General features: G+C 53.1%; 15 protein-coding genes, 3 tRNA genes, 3 rRNA genes, 1 pseudogene and 1 riboswitch. Of the genes and pseudogenes, 8 read left to right on the plus strand and 14 right to left on the minus strand.

Annotated elements, in window-relative coordinates:
• Nucleotides 1-13: 13 nt before the first annotated feature.
• From RHM62_RS17845 to RHM62_RS17855, 3 genes are all read left to right on the plus strand, one after another.
• On the plus strand, nucleotides 14-1,210 hold the full coding sequence (locus RHM62_RS17845) for an acyl-CoA dehydrogenase family protein (RefSeq protein ID WP_322123376.1): 1,197 nt from the start codon (nucleotides 14-16) through the stop codon (nucleotides 1,208-1,210).
• Between the two features lies 1 nt (nucleotide 1,211).
• Nucleotides 1,212-2,321 (plus strand): acyl-CoA dehydrogenase family protein, encoded by a 1,110-nt coding sequence (locus RHM62_RS17850; protein ID WP_322123377.1) that lies wholly within the window; start codon nucleotides 1,212-1,214, stop codon nucleotides 2,319-2,321.
• Between the two features lie 205 nt (nucleotides 2,322-2,526).
• Complete coding sequence (locus RHM62_RS17855; protein WP_322123378.1) at nucleotides 2,527-3,576, plus strand: PDDEXK nuclease domain-containing protein; 1,050 nt, start codon at nucleotides 2,527-2,529, stop codon at nucleotides 3,574-3,576.
• Here RHM62_RS17855 and RHM62_RS17860 read toward each other — a convergent pair.
• Nucleotides 3,573-5,534: an APC family permease gene (locus RHM62_RS17860; RefSeq protein ID WP_322123379.1), complete on the minus strand. Its 1,962-nt coding sequence runs from the start codon at nucleotides 5,532-5,534 to the stop codon at nucleotides 3,573-3,575. The two genes, RHM62_RS17855 and RHM62_RS17860, sit on opposite strands and share 4 nt — an antisense overlap.
• A gap of 133 nt (nucleotides 5,535-5,667) precedes the next feature.
• Between RHM62_RS17860 and RHM62_RS17865 the strand changes: the two genes are divergently transcribed.
• Both RHM62_RS17865 and RHM62_RS17870 read left to right on the plus strand, forming a co-directional pair.
• Nucleotides 5,668-5,752, plus strand: a tRNA-Leu gene (locus tag RHM62_RS17865).
• 140 nt (nucleotides 5,753-5,892) lie between these two features.
• Entirely contained in the window at nucleotides 5,893-6,798 is a 906-nt protein-coding gene (locus RHM62_RS17870; RefSeq protein ID WP_322125442.1) for a 5'-nucleotidase, read from the plus strand.
• 84 nt (nucleotides 6,799-6,882) lie between these two features.
• Here RHM62_RS17870 and RHM62_RS17875 read toward each other — a convergent pair whose 3' ends face one another.
• From RHM62_RS17875 to RHM62_RS19100, 5 genes are all read right to left on the minus strand, one after another.
• A complete protein-coding gene (locus RHM62_RS17875; RefSeq protein ID WP_322123380.1) occupies nucleotides 6,883-9,195 on the minus strand; it encodes an NADP-dependent malic enzyme in 2,313 nt (770 codons plus the stop codon).
• Nucleotides 9,196-9,407: 212 nt separating this feature from the next.
• Nucleotides 9,408-11,555: a type III secretion system outer membrane ring subunit SctC gene (gene sctC, locus RHM62_RS17880; protein WP_322123381.1), complete on the minus strand. Its 2,148-nt coding sequence runs from the start codon at nucleotides 11,553-11,555 to the stop codon at nucleotides 9,408-9,410.
• Nucleotides 11,556-11,622: 67 nt separating this feature from the next.
• Nucleotides 11,623-12,033, minus strand: a complete 411-nt coding sequence (locus RHM62_RS17885) for a hypothetical protein (protein WP_322123382.1) — start codon at nucleotides 12,031-12,033, stop codon at nucleotides 11,623-11,625.
• 4 nt (nucleotides 12,034-12,037) lie between these two features.
• Nucleotides 12,038-12,265, minus strand: a complete 228-nt coding sequence (locus tag RHM62_RS17890) for a hypothetical protein (protein WP_322123383.1) — start codon at nucleotides 12,263-12,265, stop codon at nucleotides 12,038-12,040.
• Nucleotides 12,266-12,522: 257 nt separating this feature from the next.
• Nucleotides 12,523-12,786 carry an IS66 family transposase gene (locus tag RHM62_RS19100; RefSeq protein WP_416172272.1) on the minus strand — a complete coding sequence of 88 codons (264 nt, stop codon included), beginning with the start codon at nucleotides 12,784-12,786 and terminating at the stop codon, nucleotides 12,523-12,525.
• Between the two features lie 127 nt (nucleotides 12,787-12,913).
• Between RHM62_RS19100 and RHM62_RS17900 the strand changes: the two are divergent.
• Nucleotides 12,914-13,426, plus strand: a pseudogene (locus RHM62_RS17900) (IS66 family transposase); the annotation flags it as partial.
• A 55-nt stretch (nucleotides 13,427-13,481) separates the two neighbouring features.
• Here RHM62_RS17900 and RHM62_RS17905 read toward each other — a convergent pair.
• From RHM62_RS17905 to glyA, 8 genes are all read right to left on the minus strand, one after another.
• On the minus strand, nucleotides 13,482-14,213 hold the full coding sequence (locus RHM62_RS17905; protein ID WP_322123385.1) for an IS4 family transposase: 732 nt from the start codon (nucleotides 14,211-14,213) through the stop codon (nucleotides 13,482-13,484).
• A gap of 354 nt (nucleotides 14,214-14,567) precedes the next feature.
• Nucleotides 14,568-14,680, minus strand: a 5S ribosomal RNA gene (rrf, locus tag RHM62_RS17910).
• 178 nt (nucleotides 14,681-14,858) lie between these two features.
• Nucleotides 14,859-17,744 (minus strand): 23S ribosomal RNA (locus RHM62_RS17915).
• Between the two features lie 366 nt (nucleotides 17,745-18,110).
• Nucleotides 18,111-18,186 (minus strand) — tRNA-Ala (locus RHM62_RS17920).
• A 53-nt stretch (nucleotides 18,187-18,239) separates the two neighbouring features.
• Nucleotides 18,240-18,316 (minus strand) — tRNA-Ile (locus RHM62_RS17925).
• 145 nt (nucleotides 18,317-18,461) lie between these two features.
• Nucleotides 18,462-19,994 (minus strand): 16S ribosomal RNA (locus RHM62_RS17930).
• The 16S, 23S and 5S rRNA genes sit together here with 2 tRNA genes alongside, the layout of an rRNA operon.
• Before the next feature lie 518 nt (nucleotides 19,995-20,512).
• The gene (gene nrdR, locus RHM62_RS17935) at nucleotides 20,513-20,986 is read right to left on the minus strand and encodes a transcriptional regulator NrdR (RefSeq protein ID WP_322123386.1); all 474 of its coding nucleotides are present in this window, start codon (nucleotides 20,984-20,986) and stop codon (nucleotides 20,513-20,515) included.
• Between the two features lie 93 nt (nucleotides 20,987-21,079).
• Nucleotides 21,080-22,324: a serine hydroxymethyltransferase gene (gene glyA / locus RHM62_RS17940; protein ID WP_322123387.1), complete on the minus strand. Its 1,245-nt coding sequence runs from the start codon at nucleotides 22,322-22,324 to the stop codon at nucleotides 21,080-21,082.
• A 96-nt stretch (nucleotides 22,325-22,420) separates the two neighbouring features.
• Nucleotides 22,421-22,531, minus strand: a riboswitch (ZMP/ZTP riboswitch).
• A 125-nt stretch (nucleotides 22,532-22,656) separates the two neighbouring features.
• Between glyA and RHM62_RS17945 the strand changes: the two genes are divergently transcribed.
• Nucleotides 22,657-23,406, plus strand: a complete 750-nt coding sequence (locus RHM62_RS17945; protein ID WP_322123388.1) for an SDR family NAD(P)-dependent oxidoreductase — start codon at nucleotides 22,657-22,659, stop codon at nucleotides 23,404-23,406.
• A gap of 12 nt (nucleotides 23,407-23,418) precedes the next feature.
• Nucleotides 23,419-23,868, plus strand: coding sequence for a tol-pal system-associated acyl-CoA thioesterase (gene ybgC, locus RHM62_RS17950; protein WP_322123389.1), 450 nt, complete (start codon nucleotides 23,419-23,421; stop codon nucleotides 23,866-23,868).
• The last annotated feature ends 1 nt before the right edge of the window (nucleotide 23,869 follow it).

Genomic DNA, 23,869 nt, shown 5'->3' on the forward strand with positions numbered 1-23,869 from the left:
TTTCGAGACCCGCATGGATCTGAATTTCAGCAACGACGAGCAGGCATTCCGGCAGCTTGTACGCAATTTCATTGTGCACAATCTTCCTGACGATATCCGGCACAAGGTCACCCGTGGCCTGAGCCTGGGTCGCGACGATTACCTGCGCTGGCAGCACATCCTGCATGCGCAGGGCTGGGGTGCGCCGTCATGGCCGGCCGCGTTCGGCGGACCGGGCTGGAGTGCCACGCAACAGTATATTTTTGATGAGGAATCCGCCGCTGGCGGTGCGCCACGCGCGGTGCCGTTCGGCCTGAAAATGGTCGCGCCGGTGCTGATGCAATTCGGTTCGCCGGAGCAGCAGCAACGCCATCTGCCGAAAATTCTGGCGGGTGAAGAGTGGTGGTGCCAGGGCTATTCGGAACCCGGCGCCGGCTCCGACCTGGCCTCGGTGAAAACCCGTGCAATACAGGATGGCGACGACTACATCGTCAATGGCCAGAAGACCTGGACCACGCTGGGCCAGTATGCGCAGTGGATTTTTTGCCTGGTACGAACCGACACCGAGGTCAAGCCGCAGCGCGGGATTTCCTTCCTGCTGATCGACATGGCATCACCCGGCATTACGGTGCGACCGATCATCACGATGGATGGCGCGCATGAGGTCAATGAAGTCTGGTTCGACAATGTGCGGGTGCCCGTAAGCAATCTGGTCGGCACTGAAAACCAGGGCTGGACCTACGCCAAATTTTTGCTCGGTCATGAACGAACCAACATCGCCGGCATCGGTATCGGCAAGCGGGAACTGGCGCGCCTCAAGCGTGTCGCGGCACAGCAAATCAAGCACGGCAAACCGCTGCTGCAAGACCCGCTATTTGCCGCCCGCATCGCGCAAATCGAGATCGACCTGATGGCGCTGGAGATCACCAACCTGCGCGTGCTGGCCGCCGAAGCCGAGCGCCGCACACCGGGTCCGGAAGCCTCTATCCTGAAAATCAAGGGTACCGAAATCCAGCAGGCGATCACCGAACTGCTGGTGCAGGCGGTCGGACCGTACGCGTTGCCGCTGCGGCGCGATGCGATGGCCGAGGGCTACGACGGCGAGCAGGTCGGACCCGATGACGCTACCGCGCTGGCAGCCGGTTATCTGAACATGCGCAAGCTGTCGATCTACGGCGGCTCGAATGAAATCCAAAAAAACATCATCGCGCAAATGATCCTGGGACTCTGACATGGACTTCACCTTTCACGACGAGCAGAACATGCTGCTCGAAACGACGCGCCGCTATCTCGGCAAGGATTATGACTTTGCGAAGCGCCAGCAAATCATTGACGGTTTCAGCGCTACGGCCTGGCAGGGTTTTGCCGATCTCGGGCTGCTAGCCTTGCAGGTGCCGGAAGCCGATGACGGGCTTGGCGGGACACCGGTCGATACGCTGCTGGTGATGACAGCGATGGGCGAAGCGCTGGTACTGGAACCTTACCTGGCCAGCGCGGTGATGGCGACTACGCTGATCGCGCAACTGGGCACTGCGCAGCAACGTGCAGCGTTGCTGCCGGCGCTGCTGGACGGCAGCCTGATTGCGGTGCCTGCGCATGATGAAGCCGGCACGCGCTTCGACTGGACGCAGATTGCCACGCGCGCCACGCCGATGGCGGATGGTTTCGTGCTGAATGGTCAGAAATGCCTGGTTGCTCATGCCAGCTCGGCGCAGTTGCTGCTGGTCAGTGCGCTGCTGCCGGACGATCGTATTGCGGTGTTCGGTGTGCCTTGCACCACCGCGGGCGTGCGACTGGTGTCTTACCAGACCGTCGATGGCGTGCCGGCGAGCGAGGTCTATCTCGACCAGGTGGTGGTGACTTCAGACGCGCTCTTCGATCACGCCGGAACGGCACTGGCCGACATGCGTGACCGGGCGCTTGCTGCGGTCTGTGCCGAGGCGGTCGGCATCCTCGACAAGCTGCTCGCGGCAACGGTGTCGTATGCCCGCGACCGCCAGCAGTTCGGTGTCGTGATCGGCAAATTCCAGGCCTTGCAGCATCGTATGGCCGACATGGTCCTGCATTGCGAACAGGCGCGTTCGATGAGTTTTCTGGCGGCTGTGCGCTGCACCGATGCCGACCTCGCGCAGCGTGCGGCGGCGCTCTCGGCCGCCAAGGTCGTGATCGGCCAAGCCTGCCGGTTTGTCGGGCAACAGGCAGTGCAATTGCATGGCGGGATGGGCGTGACGGACGAGCTGATCGTCAGTCATTACTTCAAACGCTTAATGGCCATCGAGTTGCAGTTCGGGAGTACCGATCAGCATCTGGAAGCGTTTGCGGCACAACTGAAGGCGGCCTGACCTTCCCGCTCACGCTGCTATTGCATTGTGAGCAATCAGGTTGCGTGCAACCTTCATCGTCACCGGCAAGCACCGTATTTTTTCTTCCGGATGACCGGAAACTGCATCTCGCATCCGCCCGGCGCGACCATCTGACGGCGCGCCAGGCGGAGCTTGCCATAGCTCCACCAGCGCAGCATTCCTTTCCCGCACAAGGAGCTACGTCATGGCAGAGGCCAATTCGATTCCGTCCGAATCGCACTACGGCAGTTTTTTATCCACGCTGAAATCCCGTATACACTCGGCCCAGTTCAAGGCGCTACGCGCCGTCAACAAGGAGTTGATCGCGCTGTATTGGGACCTCGGCAAGCTGATCGAGGAGCGACAGATCGCTGATGGCTGGGGCAAAGGCGTAGTTGAAAAACTGTCACGGGATCTGCGTGCCGAGTTCGGCGAAAAAAGTGGCTATTCGGTGCGTAATCTCTGGTACATGCGCATTTTCTATCGTGAATACAAGGACATGCCAATTCTGCAGCCATTGGCTGCAGAATTGGCATGGACAAAAAATACGCTGATCCTTGACCGCTGCCAGAATGCGCAGGAGCGCGAGTTCTACCTGCGCGCCACCGCCCGCTTCGGCTGGACCCGCCGCGTACTCGACCACCAGATCGACGGCAAGACGTTCGAAAAATATCTGCTGAACCAGACCAGCTTCGATACAGCGCTATCCAAGGCCGTGGCCAGCCAGGCCAAACTGGCGGTGAAGGATCACTACACCTTTGCCTTCCTTGAACTGGCCGAGGCGCACGAAGAGCGCGAACTGGAAGCGGCGCTGCTCGGCAAAGTGCGTAACTTTCTCCTCGAAATGGGACCGCACTATACGTTTGTTGGCAACCAGTACCGGCTGACCGTCGGCGGCAGCGACTTCTTTATCGACTTGCTGCTCTACCACCGGGTATTGAAAAGCCTGATCGCCATTGAACTGAAGGTCGGAGAATTCCAGCCTGAGTACAAAGGCAAGATGGATTTCTATCTGTTCGCCTTGAACGAGCAGGTCAAGGTCGATGGAGAAAACGATGCGATTGGCATCATTGTGTGCAAGAGCAAAAACCGCACGGTGGTCGAATACGCCCTTAAAACCACCACCATGCCGATCGGCGTTTCCACCTATGGCACCAGCTCACGACTACCGGAGGCCTATCGCAAATTGCTTCCCACTGAACAGGAAATCGCGGAACGCCTGAAAGATTGGCACCTGCCAGACACGGAGTGCTAGACCTTCATCGGCAGAATCACCATTTGCAAACCATCAAAATGCAAGCGCCGCTGGATCGCCAGCGCAGCCTGGTTGTGCAGCAAGCGGATGAACCAGTTATCAGCTTCGAAGATCAGTTTGCTGGTGAAAAAAATCGCATTCGGATAGGTCCGGCTGATGTCTTCGCATTGATGCGTCACTTCATCGACGACATCGGTACCGAAGCCGAGTGAAGAAGCCGATGCCATGCCGTGGCTATGGCAAAAATCAACGAAGAACTTGAGCGTGGCATTGGCTTCTGCCCGCATCAGTTCGACCGCCCCTTCGCCGCCGTAGGCATGGGAATCGACTGTGCGCGCATTGACGAAGACAAAATTCTTGAAGTGTCCGGGAAACATGCGCTGGACCCACAGCAGTGCGTGCAGACCGCCTCCACGCGATGTGCCGACGATGAAGACGGCAGTCTGATTATCCGGATCGGGTTCGACCGGACCGACATGCGGGCCGAAGGGTTGATTGGCAAAGACCTGATCGACCGACCGGATCGCTTCCTTGGTCTCGCTGTAATGATTGCGGATGTAGATGCAGAGCGCGGCAATGGCCGCGATGATGACTGCCGTTGCCCAGCCGCCGTCGGTAAATTTCTCTACCAGCAAGACCATCAGAATGCTGAAGCAGATCGCAAAACCAAGCAAAGATAACAGGAAGCGCCGCCTCCAGTGCTCCAGCTCATTGCGATGCCGCCACCAGTACAGACACAGACCGAACAGCGAAATGGCGAAGGTCAGGAACACGGAAATCGAATACAGCACCACCAGCAAGGTGACGCTTCCGCGGGTCCAGAACAGGATCGCCAGGGCAGCAACGCCCATGACCAGGATGCCGTTTTGCGTCACCAGCCGGGTCGACAGATACCGGAATTTATGCGGCACCCACGAGTCGCCCGCCATGTTCGACAAGACCGCCGGTCCGCCCAGAAAACCGGTATTGGCGGCGACAAACAGCAAGCCGGCCTCGAAGGCCAAGACAACGATCAAAGACAGTTGGCTGCCCCACGGCCCCATGCCGAGACTGTCGATGATGGCCTTGAACGTGGTGGCATTGAGGGTCTGGCCTTCGACCGGCCGGGCATCCCACAGCAGGTACAGCAGAATGATTCCGCTGGCGGTGAATGCCAGCGATAGCGCCATGTAGAACATGGTCATCTTGCCGGTATGGACGCGTGGTTCCGCCAGAATATTGACGTTGTTCGACACCGCTTCAAGGCCCGTGTACGTACCACCCCCTTGCGAATACGCCAGCAGCAACATGCCTGCCACGCCTATCCAGCCGATGTTGCCGGCTAGCTGGGTTGTCTCGGCGAGGGTATGGGGCACCAGCCCGGGCAAATTGCCTGCGTGGGCAATGATGCCGTAGACAATCAGGAACAAATGGGTCGCGACGAACCCGAGGAAAATCGGCAACAAAATCTTGATGGCTTCTTTCATGCCACGCAAATTGAGCACGATCAACAGACCGATCACGACTACTTCCGTCCACAGCTTGTAAGCATGAAAGCCGAGGGGCAGCAAGGATGCCAGTGCTTCGACGCCGGCGGCCACGGAAATGGCGACCGTGAGTACATAGTCGAGGATCAGTGCGCATCCGGCGATGAGTCCCATGTAGGGGCCGACCAGCTTCGATGCCACCCGATATCCGCCGCCACCGGTCGGAAACAGTTCGATGACCTGGTTGTATGCCAGCGCAATGATGAAGACTGTCAGCGCCGTGGCAATCGCCATGTAGAGGCCGAGGTGCGTATGCACGCCAAGGGCGCGGAAGGTCTCTTCAGGACCATACGCCGAGGACGACAATCCATCGGCACCTAGTCCGACCCAGGCAAGAAAAGCCACCAATGCGAGTGAATGGCGTGTTTCGGTTTTCAGGGGATCGAGCGCCTTGCCCAGGAAAACTTCCCTGATTTTTTCCCAGCGGATCATCGGTGGCGACCGCGTTGCGCGGTTGTAATAATCGAGCCGGAATCATACCTTGAAGTTTACGCGGCAATGGTGCAATCAGCGGGCCAGCGAGGTTGCCCCGCACAACTTAATGCGCCATAATGTTGCCTGCGTTGCCGGGATGGCGGAATAGGTAGACGCACGGGACTCAAAATCCCGCGCTGAAAGGCGTGCCGGTTCGATTCCGGCTCCCGGCACCAATCAGGTTCAAACAGGTTCAAACAGACTCAAGTAACGTCATCAAAAATGAGCAGTCAGCTAATCGTATAAATTTTTTATACTGTTACTTGCCTGTTTTTTTTCGTCTGCTGCTTTTGCCCTCCCTCTTTCTGGAGTCATGATGCCGGTATCGCTCGATCAATTGCTGGTCATCGGAATTTCTTCCCGCGCGCTGTTTGACCTCGAGGTCGAGGAAGCGATTTTTCAGCAGCATGGATTGGATGCCTATCGACAGCATCAACTCGAACACGAAGACCAGATACTGCAACTCGGTGCCGGCTTTGCACTGGTGCGGGCGCTGCTGAAGCTCAATGTACTGACGCACAACCAGCGTTTTGTGGAAGTCGTAGTCATGTCGCGCAATTCGTCCGAAACCTCGATGCGTATTTTTAACTCGATTGCCTATCATGGGCTCGACATTACACGGGCCGTGTTGTCGGGTGGTGCGCCGCTGGCACCCTACCTGCATGCTTTCAATGTGAGCCTGTTTCTGTCGCTGCACGATGACGATGTTCAGGCAGCCGTAGACAGCGGTGTGGCGGCAGCCTTGCTGTATCAGAAACCAGATAACGTACTTGAGGAGCTCGATCAGATCCGGATTGCCTTCGATGGCGATGCCGTGCTGTTTTCAGATGAGTCAGAGCGGATTTATCAGACGCAAGGTATCGAGGCATTTGAACGGCATGAACGCGAAAACGCACTGAAGCCGTTGCCGGAGGGGCCGTTTGCCCGACTGCTCAAGGCATTGTCGTTCATTCAGAATAACTTCAAGGCCGCTGACGGGCGTGCGCGTCCGATTCGTACCGCCTTGGTGACGGCCCGCTCTTCACCTGCGCACGAGCGCGTAATTCGAACATTACGTGCCTGGGATGTGACGATAGACGAAACGTTTTTCATGGGAGGTGTGGCGAAGTCGGATGTACTGGCGGCATTTCGTCCGCATATGTTTTTTGATGATCAGCTGGGTCATTGCGACCGCGCATCAACCGTTGTACCAACCGGTCGCGTGCCATTGAAGCTGCTTTGAAAAACGCATTTTTTTTCAATAGATCGTGCATAAAAAAAGCCGGCAGCTACATTGGCCGCCGGCTTTTTTTGGGGCTGGCCTGTCTTAGCGCTCTGCGATTGCGTCCACCACACACAATGCCGTCATATTAACGATGCGACGTACGGTCGCCGATGGCGTGAGGATGTGGACAGGCTTGGCGCATCCCAGCAGGATAGGCCCGATCGCGATGCCATTTCCGGCGGCAACTTTTAGCAAGTTGTAGGCGATGTTGGCCGAATCCATGTTTGGCATTACCAGCAAGTTGGCATCGCCCTTGAGAGGCGAGTCCGGCATCATCTTGTTCCGCAGTTTGCTGTCAAGCGCCGCATCGCCGTGCATTTCGCCATCAACTTCAAGATCTGGTGCGTCGCGCTGAATGATTGCCAACGCGGCACGCATTTTCTTGGCGGACTCGGTGTTGCTGGACCCAAAACTGGAATGCGATAGCAAGGCAGCGCGAGGATACAAGCCGAAGCGACGCATTTCTTCTGCTGCCAGGATAGTGATTTCAGCCAGCTGTTCCGCAGTCGGATTTTCGTTCACATGGGTATCGACCAGTACGAGCTGGCGATCCGGCAGGATCAGTCCGTTCATCGCCGCGTAGACGTTGACGCCATCGCGCTTGCCCAGGACTTGATCAATGTAGTGCAAGTGCAGCGCATTCGTGCCGAAAGTGCCGCAGATCATGCCGTCTGCATGGTTTTTGTGGATCATCATCGCGCCGATCAGCGTGTGACGACGACGCATTTCCAGCTTGGCCCATTGTTCGGTCCCGCCTTTGCGCAGGGTGATTGCCAGGTAGGACTGCCAGAAATCACGATAACGCTCGTCCTGGTCCGGATTGATCACCTCGAAATCGACATCCGGCTTCAGGCGCAAACCGAATTTTGCAATGCGCTGCATCAGCACGGCTGGGCGACCAACCAGAATTGGCTTGGCAAGTCGTTCATCCACGACAACCTGCACAGCGCGCAAGACCCGCTCTTCTTCACCTTCGGCATAGACGATACGTTTAAGTTCGTCCGGAGCATTCTTAGCTAACTGGAAAAGCGGCTTCATGAACGTGCCACTGTGGTACACAAACTGCTGCAGGCGGTCCACGTAAGCCTGCATATCCGTGATCGGACGAGCGGCCACACCAGAGGCAGCTGCTGCTTTAGCAACGGCTGGCGCGATTTTCATCATCAACCGGGGATCAAACGGCTTCGGGATCAGGTATTCACGGCCGAAGCTCAGGTTCGCGATGCCATACGTGGTGGCGACGATGTCAGATTGTTCCGCTTGCGCCAGTTCAGCGATCGCATGAACGGAGGCGATTTCCATTTCACGGGTGATCGTCGTGGCACCACAGTCGAGTGCGCCACGAAAAATATACGGAAAGCACAGTACGTTATTAACCTGATTCGGATAATCCGACCGGCCGGTGGCGATGATTGCATCACCACGCACCGCCATGACTTCTTCAGGCAGGATCTCCGGCGTCGGGTTGGCTAGTGCAAAGACCAGCGGGTTGGCGGCCATGCCTTTGACCATGTCCTGTTTCAGGACACCACCTGCCGATAGTCCGAGGAAAATATCGGCACCGGGCATGACATCGGCCAAAGTGCGGGCATCGGTTACTTGAGCGAAACGATCCTTATCCGGATCCATCAGTTCAACGCGCCCCTGATACACCACGCCGGCAAGGTCGGTGACAAAAATATTCTTAATGGGGAAGCCAAGGTCGACGATCAGATCCAGACAAGCCAGAGCAGCCGCACCAGCGCCGCTGACGACCAGTTTGCAATCTTTGATGTCCTTGCCGACGACTTTCAAACCGTTGAGGATTGCCGCACCAACGATGATGGCCGTGCCATGCTGGTCATCATGAAACACCGGAATTTTCATCCGGTCGCGCAACTTTCGCTCGATATAAAAACATTCCGGTGCCTTGATGTCTTCCAGGTTGATCCCCCCGAAAGTCGGCTCCAGCGAGGCAATGATGTCGCACAACTTATCAGGATCAAGTTCATTGATTTCGATATCAAATACATCGATACCTGCGAATTTTTTGAACAGTACGCCCTTGCCTTCCATGACCGGTTTCGACGCCAGCGGGCCGATATTTCCCAAACCCAGCACAGCGGTACCGTTAGTAATAACAGCGACCAGGTTTCCACGTGCCGTGTAGCGAAATGCGTTGGCTGGATCAGCAACGATTTCCTCGCAAGCAGCGGCAACACCCGGCGAATACGCCAGGGCAAGATCGCGCTGATTGGTTAATTGTTTGGTAGGTGTGACACTGATTTTGCCGGGAGTGGGAAACTCGTGGTATTCGAGCGCAGCCTGACGTAGTTGCTGGCGAATTTCTTCCTTCTTCTCGATCATCGAATCCATCTCTGCAGCCTTCCTATTGAGTTTTATAACGTAATCAAGAAGTTTAGCAGAGCCACTCATGCGTTCTTATACGTATTTGTACCATTGCTTGTGTGTGTAAAGCGCAATTGTCCCATCCAAAAGCTGTAGATTCCGTGCTTGCTATCACCGCAAACCTTAGCGTTTCTCGCTGTCGAGTTGGCATCCTGCTTAGGCCGTTACGCTACCGCGGTCTATTGTCGATAGCGAAGTAACAGCACTTGCTGCTTTTTCTTCTTCGTCTCTTTGGGTGTCACGGAACTGGGCTCATCTGATTGAGCAAAAGTACGCTGAGGCACATTTGGTGTCATATCATTTGAAGCAAGCACTTGACTGACTTGTGCACGAGTTAGTGTATCTAGAACTTGTGCCGGTGCCGGCCCCCTTGTTGTACCAGATGCGCTTGAGGGCGCCATCTGCATTGCCGGCGATGGTGATGGAGACAGAGTTGCGGGTAGTTGTGGAGCAGGTAGTTGTGGAGCTGATACTCGTGGATCGGGCGAGACTGCAGCACGCGTTTGTTGCCGTGCGGATGGGGATTGCGGCACTAACTGAGAGGCTCGATCGGCTTGCAAAATATCACGTGCTTTTTCGGTAAGTGACGATTGGCGATTTGCTTGCAAACCGGTCAACCCGGAAATCCTTGGCGTAATCAGAAACAGCCGTTCACGATTGTTGATGCTATCCGCGTTATTCTGAAACAGCCCGCCAATCACAGGAATGTCGCCGAGAACTGGAATTTTTTGACGACTCTGCGTTTTCGCTTCGGAGTGATAACCGCCGATAAGCAAGGTATGTTGCGGTTCGATAATGGCTTGTGTGGTGATCGTTGATCGTGTGACGTTTGTGCTGCTCGCGGCGTCAGCGGAAAACGCGCCATCCTCTATATTGATATCCAACCGCACCCGGGTGAGCGGACCCTCGCGCACGATGCGCGGCGTGACTTTCAGCATCGTGCCCACATTCACATTTGCGAGATCGACGACTCGCTCCCCAACCAACGGCAAATAGCGACTCTGGCTTAAATCCAATACGGCGGCGATGTTCTCAAGAGTGGAAATTGTCGGTTTGGCCAATATACGCGCATCGCCCTTGTTTTCCATTGCGTTCAATCTGGCGTAAAAATTTGCTGCATTCTTGATCAATAATGTTGATCCGGATACGGGCAAAGACGCACCTTTGGAATCTGTGGACATACCATTAAATGTCGCGCTAACACTACCGGCATTGAATCCCCACTCAGCACCAAGCTGATTGAGTTGGCTCCGGTCAATGTCAACGATCAATGCCTCAATTTCAATTTGTTGAGGTTCAATGTCGAGTTCGGTAATTAATGCCTGGTACATCGCTCGCTTATTTCCGCTGTCATAAATAATAATCGCATTGAGCGATTGGTCAGCATCGATACGCACACTCGGCATTTTTGAACGCGGCGAGCGTTTGAGTTCGTCCGTATCGCCATCCTCATTACGAGGATTCGTATTGTAGTCACGAGCACTAGCAAGCAAGGTACGACTTGACTCACCCGTTCTGGGTGAGGTGGTGAGTTCTTTGGCGCCGCCACGCCCGGATTTTCCTTGCCGCGAACGTTTATCACTACCCACCGAAAAATCATCAGGACTGGAAAAACCCTGGCTCCCCTGTGCATTTAGCAGTCCCGACAGAATGGATTTAACACCGGGAATAATATTGTCTGCTTGACCGCGGGTACTAATTGTCCTGTCAGTGGCACTGGCATATTTCAGACGAAACACCATTAACTGTTTTTCAGTAATACCGTTTTTCTTGCTTTCACCAGTGGGCAATAATGTTTCGCGCACCAGATCGACATACTGCCGGGGACCACTTACTAATACCGCCCCTTCATCTGGCAGTTCACCCCAACCGAAACGTGAATCGAACAAACCCAGACCAGTCAAAGCGGCCTTTGAGTCCAGAACAGCATCTTCTCCGACTTGAATACGCATTGACGTCACATCACTGGACCGACCAACATACAACGTGTCGTTATAGACGAACCAACGGAAAGAATACTTCGCAGCCAACCGATCAAGGAATTCGGATCCATTACTTCCTTGAAATCTGCCGCGCAGAACAGCATCCGTGGACATCGTGTTCTTTAATTTAACCCCATAGGTTGTACTAAATTCCTGTAACACATCAGACAGCGTCATGCCGCTTGCGTTAATACCAAAACCAGTTGCTTTCCAGCTTGCTGGAACCGCGGCAGCTACTTTTTCCACCATAAACAAAGATGACAATATATAAAAAATGGAAGCCAATAAATATATACGAATATCCACGTATTTGGAGACCCATAGCGAAATCTTTGTGCTGTGCATAAATTATCCTATTCGTGAAATAGGTAAAAATATTTATATATGAAGGAAGGCTGTTAATTATTTATCTTCAACGGTAAAGTAATCTACGAATACGTTGCTCTTCCCTTGACTTTGAATTTTCACTTGAAGAAAAATTATTTTCGACAGCTGTACTTGGAATACAGCAATCCATCTGATTAAGTAATTTCTCAAAATCAATTTCAGCATCGCGCCATGACCGAACACGTGGCAACCATTTTATTAGCAATAACAATTCATTACGATCATCAATTGCAATACCCGCATCAAAAGAAAGAACCATTGAAAAAGATGATTCCAAAAAAGTTGTTAAATCGGACTGAGTATATGGTTTTGATAACACGCCACTTAATATGGCACCCTCAGAAAATATTTCCAAACAGACTGAAGTGCCGTCGAAATTGATAGTTTCATTTAATGGGAGCTTATCTAAAATATCATTTTCACTAAATTCTTCCATATAGTTATTTTGATTCGTTCAAGGCTGCCTTCTTACCTTTTTCATTGAGTTTTATCGTCGCTTCCATGGCTTGTTGGGAAACCTGACGTTTTTGCAATTGCGCAAAAAACTCCGAGGGATCAGGCTCCTCTCCTCGCATCCCTCGCTCAAAGTAATCGTCCAGTTGCTCATTTGCCCCATCATAGTGTTGCCCTAAACGACGCAATACTGGCATGACTTCGCTTGCGGCCATATTGATCTCCTTAAGTTGAATTTCTCCCTGACACTTCATGAGTAACAAGGTAACGGTCTTAGTTCAATCGATGTGAGCGCTTCGCTAATAAAATCACGATCAATTTTATTTCGCAGCAAATGCGAGATTTAGCGCAAAGCGGCCGCAAGCTTATCGATGACATTTCACGGTAGTAATTAATTGAGTTGATTGATAGGTTGATCGGCGATATGCGTGAGCACACGGAGCAGGCAGGCCGCCGCATCAATACAGGTCAGTTAGACGGAGCCAATCAGTACGTGAACGGCTGCAACGCCCTTGTCGTCGCAGTCGACATATACGAAAAGGAACGTTTCTCGTCTTTGGGCAACGCTGCGCAATGCGCGTTTAGCTACCTTGTTGTCGATGTCGGCGATGCGGTGATCGCAGTACAACAACAATGCTTGCCACTGGTTACTCACGTAATTGATGACTTTGGTCTCGTAGGATTTAGTCGACAGAGCCAGCAAGCGCGCTCGCAGCCATACTTCGAAGGCGAACAACAGGAAAAGCGCTTGGGTTTATCGTATTAGCTTATGTACATCCAGTGACTTGTCGCATAGCGGTTTTTCAATCTCATACAGTTCACAGATTCGGCGCAGAAGCGCGGTGGTAATCGCCATTGGATGGACGACATTCACCAACGAGGTGCTGCGCCGGATCGGCGAACTGTACGAGATTGAAGAACCGCTGCGCGGCAAGCCACCGGATGTGCGCAAGCAGGCTCGACAATCTGAGACGTTGCCCCTGCTGGTAAATTTCGAAGCGGGGCTGCGTGCGCGCTTGCCGACCCTGTCGACCAAGTCCGACACGACCAAAGCCATCAATTACGCGCTCAACCAGTGGCAGGCGTTGCTGCTGTACTGCGATCACGGCATCGCCGAGATCGATAACAATGCGGCTGAACGTGCTCTGCGCGGCGTCGCTCTGGGACGCAAAAATTTCTTGTCCGTCGGTGCCGACAGCGGCGGCGAGCGCGCTGCCGCCATGTACGCGCTAATCGGCACCGCCAAACTGAACGGCATCGATCCGGAAGCCTACCTGCGCCATGTGCTCACGCACATTGCCGACCATCCCATCAATCAAATCAACGATTTGCTGCCTTGGAATGTGGCCGACCAGCTTGGCGCCGCTTCGCGCTAAATCCCGTATTTGCTACGAAGCGCAATTGGTCAAGACGTTGCTCGTGAGCTTTCAATTACCCATATCTTTCTGAGGCAAGATTAAAACCGAATTGCATATTTGCCAGTCGACGCATGCCTCGCCACATAACAATATTGCCTGGTGGTGAATCATTGGCCCTTGCGAGATAACCGCCCAGTTGGGCAATTTTTTCAAGATAGCGCGACAGTGGTGGCAGCTTACGGGCCCGCTTACTGTCTTTTACCAAACAGTTGAACAGTTCAATTTCGACATTGGTCAGTGCTACTGTTGGCTTGGCATCGGGGCATGTCCGGTTAATCATGGTGAGCCAGAACAGTCGCCAACTAATGATGCAAAAAACAGAGATCACGTTGGCGAGTCGATCCGCTGTGCGTAATCGGGACTCTTCGGCTCGGCATCCGGACTTCAGAATGTTATGAAACGTCTCGATTTTCCAGCGCAGGGCATACCAGTCGAGTTTTTCAATCGCTTCGCGCCGGGAAGTGACTGACAAATCGGTGATGAGCTTCCACTCGATAGGCTTCCGATTGGCTGGCGCACCGCGTTCACGCGCGTGGATGACCGTCAAGGAAAGAGCGGGATACCGGCTCTGTTTGCCAATGGGGGGCCGGACTTTGATACAGCGATAGCGAATCTCCAGATCGACATCGATGACGTTTCCTTTTTGATCTGAAGTCTGAACACGGTACATTCCTTTCAACCGAATCTCCTCCATCTCGTCGGCGACCGTGTGAGTAACATCGCCGGCCAAACGATCGACCCCCAATTGGGAGTGGCGGTTTTACGCAGCTGACGATACAAAACCTATATCAGTTTTGAATCGTTGTTGAAGACATCGTAGTGCTGCAAGCGCGCGATAGTATTGAAGCGATCCGCTTGTGCGCAACGCGTCTTGTGGTGATGCGCGCAGGCAAGGTGATCTCACGTACGCCGGTGGCGATTGCGATGGTGGATTTGCCAGGTCGACCTTCGATGGTGGATTGGAGGGTAGGTCGATAAATCGCCATTCGGCACACGGCGGTTGAGGGAATAGTCGTCAATTTTCCTTTGCTTTTTCTGCCGCGCCAATGCAAAAAGGCCCTTCTTTCGAAGGGCCTTCTTGTTTGCTGCATGTAACTGAGCCTGACGATGACCTACTTTCACACGTGTTGACGCACTATCATCGGCGCAACGTCGTTTCACGGTCCTGTTCGGGATGGGAAGGGGTGGTACCGACGCGCTATGGTCATCAGGCTTAACTTGTAGAATCCTCTGTGGGGGCCGTTGATCTGGCTCCTTCAGGGGACGCAATTCGGAAGAAGTAAAGAAGTACAACACACACCTTGAAATCATCTTCAGTGTGCAGTTAGCGGGCGTGATGCATCAACAATCGCATACGCCATACTCGTCGTCTCTAACCCATCAAGGTTATAGGGACAAGCCTTACGGGCAATTAGTACTGGTTAGCTTAATGCATTACTGCACTTCCACACCCAGCCTATCAACGTCCTGGTCTCGAACGACCCTTCAAAGGAATCAAGTTCCTGGGAAATCTCATCTCAAGGCAAGTTTCCCGCTTAGATGCTTTCAGCGGTTATCTCTTCCGAACTTAGCTACCCGGCAATGCCACTGGCGTGACAACCGGTACACCAGAGGTTCGTCCACTCCGGTCCTCTCGTACTAGGAGCAGCCCCCTTCAAATTTCCAACGCCCACGGCAGATAGGGACCAAACTGTCTCACGACGTTTTAAACCCAGCTCACGTACCACTTTAAATGGCGAACAGCCATACCCTTGGGACCGGCTACAGCCCCAGGATGTGATGAGCCGACATCGAGGTGCCAAACTCCCCCGTCGATATGAACTCTTGGGAGGAATCAGCCTGTTATCCCCAGAGTACCTTTTATCCGTTGAGCGATGGCCCTTCCATACAGAACCACCGGATCACTATGTCCTACTTTCGTACCTGCTCGACTTGTCAGTCTCGCAGTTAAGCACGCTTATGCCATTGCACTATCATCACGATGTCCGACCGTAATTAGCGTACCTTCGAACTCCTCCGTTACACTTTGGGAGGAGACCGCCCCAGTCAAACTGCCTACCATGCACTGTCCCCGATCCGGATAACGGACCAAGGTTAGAACCTCAAACAAACCAGGGTGGTATTTCAAGGTTGGCTCCACGAGAACTAGCGTCCCCGCTTCAAAGCCTCCCACCTATCCTACACAGATTGGTTCAAAGTCCAATGCAAAGCTACAGTAAAGGTTCATGGGGTCTTTCCGTCTAGCCGCGGGTAGATTGCATCATCACAAACATTTCAACTTCGCTGAGTCTCGGGAGGAGACAGTGTGGCCATCGTTACGCCATTCGTGCAGGTCGGAACTTACCCGACAAGGAATTTCGCTACCTTAGGACCGTTATAGTTACGGCCGCCGTTTACTGGGACTTCAATCAAGAGCTTGCACCCCATCATTTAATCTTCCAGCACCGGGCAGGCGTCACACCCTATACGTCCACTTTCGTGTTTGCAGAGTGCTGTGTTTTTATTAAACAGTCGCAGCCACCAGTTTATTGCAACCCTTTCGTCCTTCCTCCGCAGGGAGGTCAAACTACAAGGGCGTACCTTATCCCGAAGTTACGGTACCAATTTGCCGAGTTCCTTCTCCCGAGTTCTCTCAAGCGCCTTAGAATACTCATCTCGCCCACCTGTGTCGGTTTGCGGTACGGTCTCGTATGACTGAAGCTTAGAGGCTTTTCTTGGAACCACTTCCGATTGCTTCGCTTATAAATAAGCTGGCCTCAACCCCTTGAATTACGCACCCGGATTTACCTAGATGCCTTCTACAAGTCAAGGACCGGGACTTCCAACACCCGGACAACCTTCCGCGATCCGTCCCCCCATCGCATCATACGACGGTGCAGGAATATTAACCTGCTTCCCATCAGCTACGCATCTCTGCCTCGCCTTAGGGGCCGACTCACCCTGCTCCGATGAACGTTGAACAGGAAACCTTGGGCTTACGGCGTGGAGGCTTTTCACCCCCATTATCGCTACTCATGTCAGCATTCGCACTTCTGATACCTCCAGCATCCTTTACAAGACACCTTCGCAGGCTTACAGAACGCTCTCCTACCATATCGACGTCATAAATGACGTTAATATCCGCAGCTTCGGTGACTGGCTTAGCCCCGTTACATCTTCCGCGCAGGACGACTCGATCAGTGAGCTATTACGCTTTCTTTAAATGATGGCTGCTTCTAAGCCAACATCCTGACTGTTTTAGCCTTCCCACTTCGTTTTCCACTTAGCCAATCTTTGGGACCTTAGCTGGCGGTCTGGGTTGTTTCCCTCTTGACGCCGGACGTTAGCACCCGACGTCTGTCTCCCTTGCTCGCACTCATCGGTATTCGGAGTTTGCAATGGGTTGGTAAGTCGCGATGACCCCCTAGCCATAACAGTGCTCTACCCCCGATGGTGATACAAGAGGCACTACCTAAATAGTTTTCGGAGAGAACCAGCTATCTCCAAGTTTGTTTAGCCTTTCACCCCTACCCACAGCTCATCCCCTAATTTTTCAACATTAGTGGGTTCGGACCTCCAGTGCGTGTTACCGCACCTTCATCCTGGCCATGAGTAGATCACTTGGTTTCGGGTCTACACCCAGCGACTGAACGCCCTATTCGGACTCGATTTCTCTACGGCTACCCTATACGGTTAACCTTGCCACTGAATGTAAGTCGCTGACCCATTATACAAAAGGTACGCAGTCACGGATCAAGTCCGCTCCTACTGTTTGTATGCACACGGTTTCAGGATCTATTTCACTCCCCTTCCGGGGTTCTTTTCGCCTTTCCCTCACGGTACTGGTTCACTATCGGTCGATATCGAGTATTTAGCCTTGGAGGATGGTCCCCCCATCTTCAGACAGGATTTCGCGTGTCCCGCCCTACTTGTCGCAAGCTTAGTTCCACACCAGACATTTCGTGTACGGGGCTATCACCCACTATGGCGCCAATTTCCAGTGGCTTCCACTATGTCTCATGCTAGATCTTGCAGGCTCTTCCCATTTCGCTCGCCGCTACTTTGGGAATCTCGGTTGATTTCTTTTCCTGCAGCTACTTAGATGTTTCAGTTCGCCGCGTTCGCTTTGCAACCCTATGTATTCAGGTTGCAATGACCATTAAGGCCGGGTTACCCCATTCGGAAATCTGCGGATCACAGCGTGTTTGCTCGCTCCCCGCAGCTTATCGCAAGCTACTACGTCCTTCATCGCCTGATATCGCCTAGGCATCCACCATGTGCACTTAGTCACTTGTCCCTATAACGTTGACCTCTGTACCACCAGCGTCTTTCTTTCGAAATGCACCGGTGACACAAAGACGGTTAGAACAACTGAGTACTACGTATGCACTTGCACCTTTGTAGCTACTTGCGTAGCCCAGCTAGATGCAAGCATGTTGAATCCATGTTTGTTGATTACAATCACTACCCACCAGCGCCTTTAATTCTCGCTTTCACGAGTCTCATCGACACTGATAAATCTTTACTTCTTCCAAATTGTTAAAGAGCGAACAGCTCATGGTTTCTTGTTATAAAAAACCAAACCTAATACCTTGTCATTCGCTTCGCGAATGACGCTGCTTAGGTTTGCATTTTTACTTCACTGCATTTATTCATCGTTCTCTGGTGGAGGTTGACGGGATCGAACCGACGACCCCCTGCTTGCAAAGCAGGTGCTCTCCCAGCTGAGCTAAACCCCCCAGGTGTTTCACTGACTGCTTAACTACTTGCTGCTTACCACCCTACTCTGTCTTGGTGGGTCTGGTTGGGCTCGAACCAACGACCCCCGCGTTATCAACACGGTGCTCTAACCAACTGAGCTACAGACCCGCTTGAACCCGCGCCACTTCACCACGACATATCACCACACTCTCGTGCACTTCCTTGTCATCGCTTGCTTGTTTTTACTGCTTGCTGTTCTTCTCTCGACTAACAGCTGATAAGTGTGGACACAGGGCTTCCGCGCATGCTCTAGAAAGGAGGTGATCCAGCCGCACCTTCCGATACGGCTACCTTGTTACGACTTCACCCCAGTCACGAATCCCACCGTGGTAAGCGCCCTCCTTGCGGTTAAGCTACCTACTTCTGGTGAAACCCGCTCCCATGGTGTGACGGGCGGTGTGTACAAGACCCGGGAACGTATTCACCGCGACATGCTGATCCGCGATTACTAGCGATTCCAACTTCATGCAGTCGAGTTGCAGACTACAATCCGGACTACGATACACTTTCTGGGATTAGCTCCCCCTCGCGGGTTGGCGGCCCTCTGTATGTACCATTGTATGACGTGTGAAGCCCTACCCATAAGGGCCATGAGGACTTGACGTCATCCCCACCTTCCTCCGGTTTGTCACCGGCAGTCTCATTAGAGTGCCCTTTCGTAGCAACTAATGACAAGGGTTGCGCTCGTTGCGGGACTTAACCCAACATCTCACGACACGAGCTGACGACAGCCATGCAGCACCTGTGTACTGGTTCTCTTGCGAGCACACTCTGATCTCTCAAAGCTTCCAGCCATGTCAAGGGTAGGTAAGGTTTTTCGCGTTGCATCGAATTAATCCACATCATCCACCGCTTGTGCGGGTCCCCGTCAATTCCTTTGAGTTTTAATCTTGCGACCGTACTCCCCAGGCGGTCTACTTCACGCGTTAGCTGCGTTACCAAGTCAATTAAGACCCGACAACTAGTAGACATCGTTTAGGGCGTGGACTACCAGGGTATCTAATCCTGTTTGCTCCCCACGCTTTCGTGCATGAGCGTCAGTGTTATCCCAGGGGGCTGCCTTCGCCATCGGTATTCCTCCACATCTCTACGCATTTCACTGCTACACGTGGAATTCTACCCCCCTCTGACACACTCTAGCCATGCAGTCACAAATGCAGTTCCCAGGTTGAGCCCGGGCATTTCACATCTGTCTTACATAACCGCCTGCGCACGCTTTACGCCCAGTAATTCCGATTAACGCTTGCACCCTACGTATTACCGCGGCTGCTGGCACGTAGTTAGCCGGTGCTTATTCTTCGGGTACCGTCATTAGCCCACCGTATTAAGATGAACCGTTTCTTCCCCGACAAAAGAGCTTTACAACCCGAAGGCCTTCTTCACTCACGCGGCATTGCTGGATCAGGGTTGCCCCCATTGTCCAAAATTCCCCACTGCTGCCTCCCGTAGGAGTCTGGACCGTGTCTCAGTTCCAGTGTGGCTGGTCGTCCTCTCAGACCAGCTACTGATCGTCGCCTTGGTAGGCTTTTACCCTACCAACTAGCTAATCAGATATCGGCCGCTCCACGAGCATGAGGTCCTTGCGGATCCCCCACTTTCATCCGTAGATCGTATGCGGTATTAGCGCAACTTTCGCTGCGTTATCCCCCACTCCAGGGCACGTTCCGATATATTACTCACCCGTTCGCCACTCGCCACCAGGGTTGCCCCCGTGCTGCCGTTCGACTTGCATGTGTAAGGCATGCCGCCAGCGTTCAATCTGAGCCAGGATCAAACTCTTCAGTTTAATCTCTGTGTTTTATGTCCTCTCGGACATGGTCATCGCTGACCGGTCGCTCACTCAAAATACTGACAGGATCAATCTTTCAATCTTTCCTATATTTCTTCGTGAGCACTTGCTTATATGTAAAGACTCCGTAGCAACCTAAGTCACCACAGTGCACTTCCACCAAGTGCCCACACTTATCAACTGTTAATTGTTAAAGAACTTACCGCACCATCCACAACACTTCGATTACCCTCACCGACCGTGCCGTCTTGTGTGCTGCTGACAAAGCGTTTTGTTTGTCTGCTGCAGAGAAACAAGATTATGCTGCTTTGCGATGTTGGCGTCAACCTTTTCGTTGGCGCGTTCTGCTTTTAATTTCCAGCAAAACCCCAGTTCCGTCGCCTTCTTGCGCTAACGTCGCTGCCACATCACTTGCCGCAATCAACTTCCGAACCCCTGCCATTCCCGCCTTTCGACGGGAGCCGAACTATATCAAATTCTCGTCGGAGCTGGCAAGGCATTGATATGAATAATAGTCACGACTTTGGGTCTGCCTTGCGCTCATGCGCGACTTCCGCGATCGCTGCCTGGAACTCAGCCACGTCTTCGAAGCTTTTGTAGACCGACGCAAATCGTATGTAGGCGATTTTATCTAGGCTTTTCAGCTCATACATCACCAATTCGCCAATGTGACCGGATGTAATTTCCCGCTCTCCACTAGTTCGAATTTTTTCTTCGATACAGTGGACCGCAGCATCAACTGCTGCAGCCGGCACTGGGCGCTTTCGCAGCGCCAACATCAAACTGCTTCGCAACTTGATTGAATCGAACTCTGTACGGCTTCCGCTTTTTTTGACAATAGCAGGCATTACCAGCTCAATACGTTCGAAGGTAATGAAGCGCTTTTCGCACTTGACGCAACGGCGACGACGGCGAATTGCATCACCTAACTCTGACACGCGCGTATCAAGCACCTGCGTGTCGTCATGCTGACAGAATGGGCATTTCATTCGACAATTACCATCCGTTGAAAACTACAAGAACACATGAAGCGGGCTTTATTATTCTTGATGCCAGGATGCTTCCTGGCATCATTCATTACTTCAACCGTAGACAGGGAATGCGCTGGTCAACTGCTGCACTGCGACCTTAACCCGTTCTATGGTCGCGGCGTCGTGAGGATTATCCAGCACATCAGCAATAAGATGCCCCACTTTAATCGCCTCGATCTCGGTAAAACCACGCGTTGTCATCGCAGGGCTACCGAGACGAATCCCGGATGTCACGAATGGCTTTTCCGGATCATTTGGAATCGCATTCTTGTTGCAGGTCATGTGCGCGGAGCCGAGGATCGCTTCTGCCTCCTTGCCGGTAATTTTCTTTGAGCGCAAATCCACCAGCATGACGTGCGATTCAGTCCGTCCGGACACAATACGCAAGCCACGTTCGATCAGTGTCTTTGCCAATGCGTCGGCATTCTTGATCACTTGCTGCTGATACGTTTTGAATTCCGGCTCCAATGCCTCCTTGAACGCGACCGCTTTTCCGGCGATCACATGCATCAACGGTCCACCCTGAATACCTGGGAAGATTGCCGAGTTGATCATTTTTTCGAATTCGGCTTTCATCAAAATGATCCCACCGCGCGGGCCACGCAATGACTTGTGCGTTGTCGACGTCACAAAATCCGCGTGTGGAACAGGGTTTGGATAAACGCCGGCAGCAATCAGCCCGGAGTAATGCGCCATATCCACAAGGAAATAGGCGCCCACTTCTTTGGCTATTTTTGCAAACCGTTCAAAGTCAATACGCAGCGAATAGGCAGATGCACCGGCAATAATCAGTTTTGGCTTATGTTCGCGTGCCAATGCTTCCATGGCTTCGTAATCAATTTCTTCGGCCGCATTGAGACCATATGAAACGACGCTGAACCATTTCCCGGACATGTTCAGTGGCATACCGTGCGTCAAGTGACCGCCTTCTGCCAGCGACATCCCCATGATGGTGTCGCCCGGTTTCAATACCGCAAAGAAGACCGCCTGATTAGCTTGCGATCCGGAGTTCGGCTGCACATTGGCGGCTTCCGCGCCATACAACGCCTTGAGCCGGTTAATCGCCAATGTTTCTGCCATGTCGACGAATTCGCAACCGCCGTAATAGCGCTTGCCGGGATAGCCCTCTGCGTATTTATTAGTTAGCTGCGACCCTTGCGCTTCCATCACAGCAGGTGACGTGTAGTTTTCTGACGCAATCAACTCGATGTGATCTTGCTGACGCGCGGTCTCCAGCTGCATGGCAGCCCATAATTCCGGATCAGTTTTGGCAATGGTTTGGTTTTTATCGAACATGACATACTCCAATTGATGAACGTGCAATTTAACATTGCATGAGTCAACTGAGGGCCAATAGAAGATGACGGGCAGCCTCAGTCGTGCGTTCCATTTTTGGGCTGCCCAGGCGAACGGCTGATGAAAAACTCACGTTCCCCGGTGGTATCCACCTTATCGCTCGCCTCTGTATTAGAAGCCAACTTTTCGCCAGTCACGTGAGTAGAAATGGTACGAAATTGTAAGTGAACCTGCCGGTTTCAGCAAGGCACCTCAGAATCGGGTCCGAAGCGTGCAAAGGATTCAGCTACAATTTTGGTCTTTCTTCAATGGCACGACTAAAAGGAAACTCCATGATCGTTTTAATTACGGGTGCTACATCAGGTTTTGGTGCAGAAATGGCGCGCAAATTCGTCGCCCACGGCCACCGTGTCATCGCCACCGGCCGCCGTCGCGACCGCCTTGACGAACTCAAGATTGAACTCGGTGCCAGCGTACTTGCCGTAGAGATGGACGTGACCGACAAGGAAACAATCACAGCCGCCCTCGCGGGACTGCCGCAAGAGTGGCGCGACATCGATGTTCTCATCAACAATGCCGGCCTGGCATTGGGCGTTGAGCCCGCCCAGCAAGCCTCTCTCGACGATTGGGAGACCATGATAGAGACCAATTGCAAGGGCTTGGTCACCATGACCCGTTTGATGTTGCCCGATATGGTCAAGCGCGGCAGCGGGACCATTATCAATATCGGATCAACTGCCGGCGCCTACCCCTATCCGGGTGGCAATGTCTACGGTGCTACCAAGGCTTTCGTCGATCAGTTCACGATAAATTTACGGGCCGACCTGGTTGGTACCGGCGTACGTGCGTCGAATATTGCACCGGGCCTGTCCGGTGGCACTGAATTCTCAAATATCCGCATGAAAGGCAATGACGAGGCAGCAGCGAAAGTGTACGAGGGTACGGTCCCGCTGAATGCAAAAGATATCGCCGAAACCGCATTCTGGATTGCCACGCTGCCAGCACACGTCAACATCAATTACGTCGAGATGATGCCAACCTGTCAGGGCTTTTCGCCGTTTACCATTAAGCGTACGCAATAAGGAGTGTTGCCGATGCACATGCCCTCCGAGTCGACGCCGGACAATGGTGCACCGGCACCGTATAGCTGGACGATACGGGTGTACTACGAGGACACGGATGCCGGTGGCGTCGTGTTCTACGCCAATTACCTGAAGTTTTTCGAGCGTGCCCGCACCGAATGGCTGCGCGCCGCAGGCATCGGACAACGCTTGCTTTCCGAGGGAGACGGCGTCATGTTCGTCGTGAAAAGTACCAGCGTCGACTATCAAGCCCCGGCAAAATTAGATGATGAACTGAAACTCACGGTCGTGGTCCAACGCCTTGGACGCGCTTCTGTCGAGTTCTTGCAGGAAGCGTGGAAAATCACGCCGGCCGGTTCGACTCTGCTGGCAGTCGGCCGTATCAAGGTAGGCTGCGTCAATTGTGCAAGCTTCCGCCCGAGCGCGATTCCACCTCAGGTACTCGATCGTATCCAGCAATGAA

The sequence above is a fragment of the Actimicrobium sp. CCC2.4 genome (genome assembly GCF_034347385.1).
GTDB lineage: Bacteria > Pseudomonadota > Gammaproteobacteria > Burkholderiales > Burkholderiaceae_D > Actimicrobium.

Coding starts and splice junctions, on each gene's coding strand:
- RHM62_RS17845 (WP_322123376.1), top strand. CDS start 14: ATGGATCTGAATTTCAGCAACGACGAGCAGGCATTCCGGCAGCTTGTA.
- RHM62_RS17890 (WP_322123383.1), bottom strand. CDS start 12,265: ATGGCCGCAAGCGAAGTCATGCCAGTATTGCGTCGTTTAGGGCAACAC.
- RHM62_RS17945 (WP_322123388.1), top strand. CDS start 22,657: ATGATCGTTTTAATTACGGGTGCTACATCAGGTTTTGGTGCAGAAATG.
- nrdR (WP_322123386.1), bottom strand. CDS start 20,986: ATGAAATGCCCATTCTGTCAGCATGACGACACGCAGGTGCTTGATACG.
- ybgC (WP_322123389.1), top strand. CDS start 23,419: ATGCACATGCCCTCCGAGTCGACGCCGGACAATGGTGCACCGGCACCG.
- glyA (WP_322123387.1), bottom strand. CDS start 22,324: ATGTTCGATAAAAACCAAACCATTGCCAAAACTGATCCGGAATTATGG.
- RHM62_RS17855 (WP_322123378.1), top strand. CDS start 2,527: ATGGCAGAGGCCAATTCGATTCCGTCCGAATCGCACTACGGCAGTTTT.
- RHM62_RS17850 (WP_322123377.1), top strand. CDS start 1,212: ATGGACTTCACCTTTCACGACGAGCAGAACATGCTGCTCGAAACGACG.
- RHM62_RS17875 (WP_322123380.1), bottom strand. CDS start 9,195: ATGGATTCGATGATCGAGAAGAAGGAAGAAATTCGCCAGCAACTACGT.
- RHM62_RS17860 (WP_322123379.1), bottom strand. CDS start 5,534: ATGATCCGCTGGGAAAAAATCAGGGAAGTTTTCCTGGGCAAGGCGCTC.
- RHM62_RS17885 (WP_322123382.1), bottom strand. CDS start 12,033: ATGGAAGAATTTAGTGAAAATGATATTTTAGATAAGCTCCCATTAAAT.
- RHM62_RS17870 (WP_322125442.1), top strand. CDS start 5,893: ATGCCGGTATCGCTCGATCAATTGCTGGTCATCGGAATTTCTTCCCGC.
- sctC (WP_322123381.1), bottom strand. CDS start 11,555: ATGCACAGCACAAAGATTTCGCTATGGGTCTCCAAATACGTGGATATT.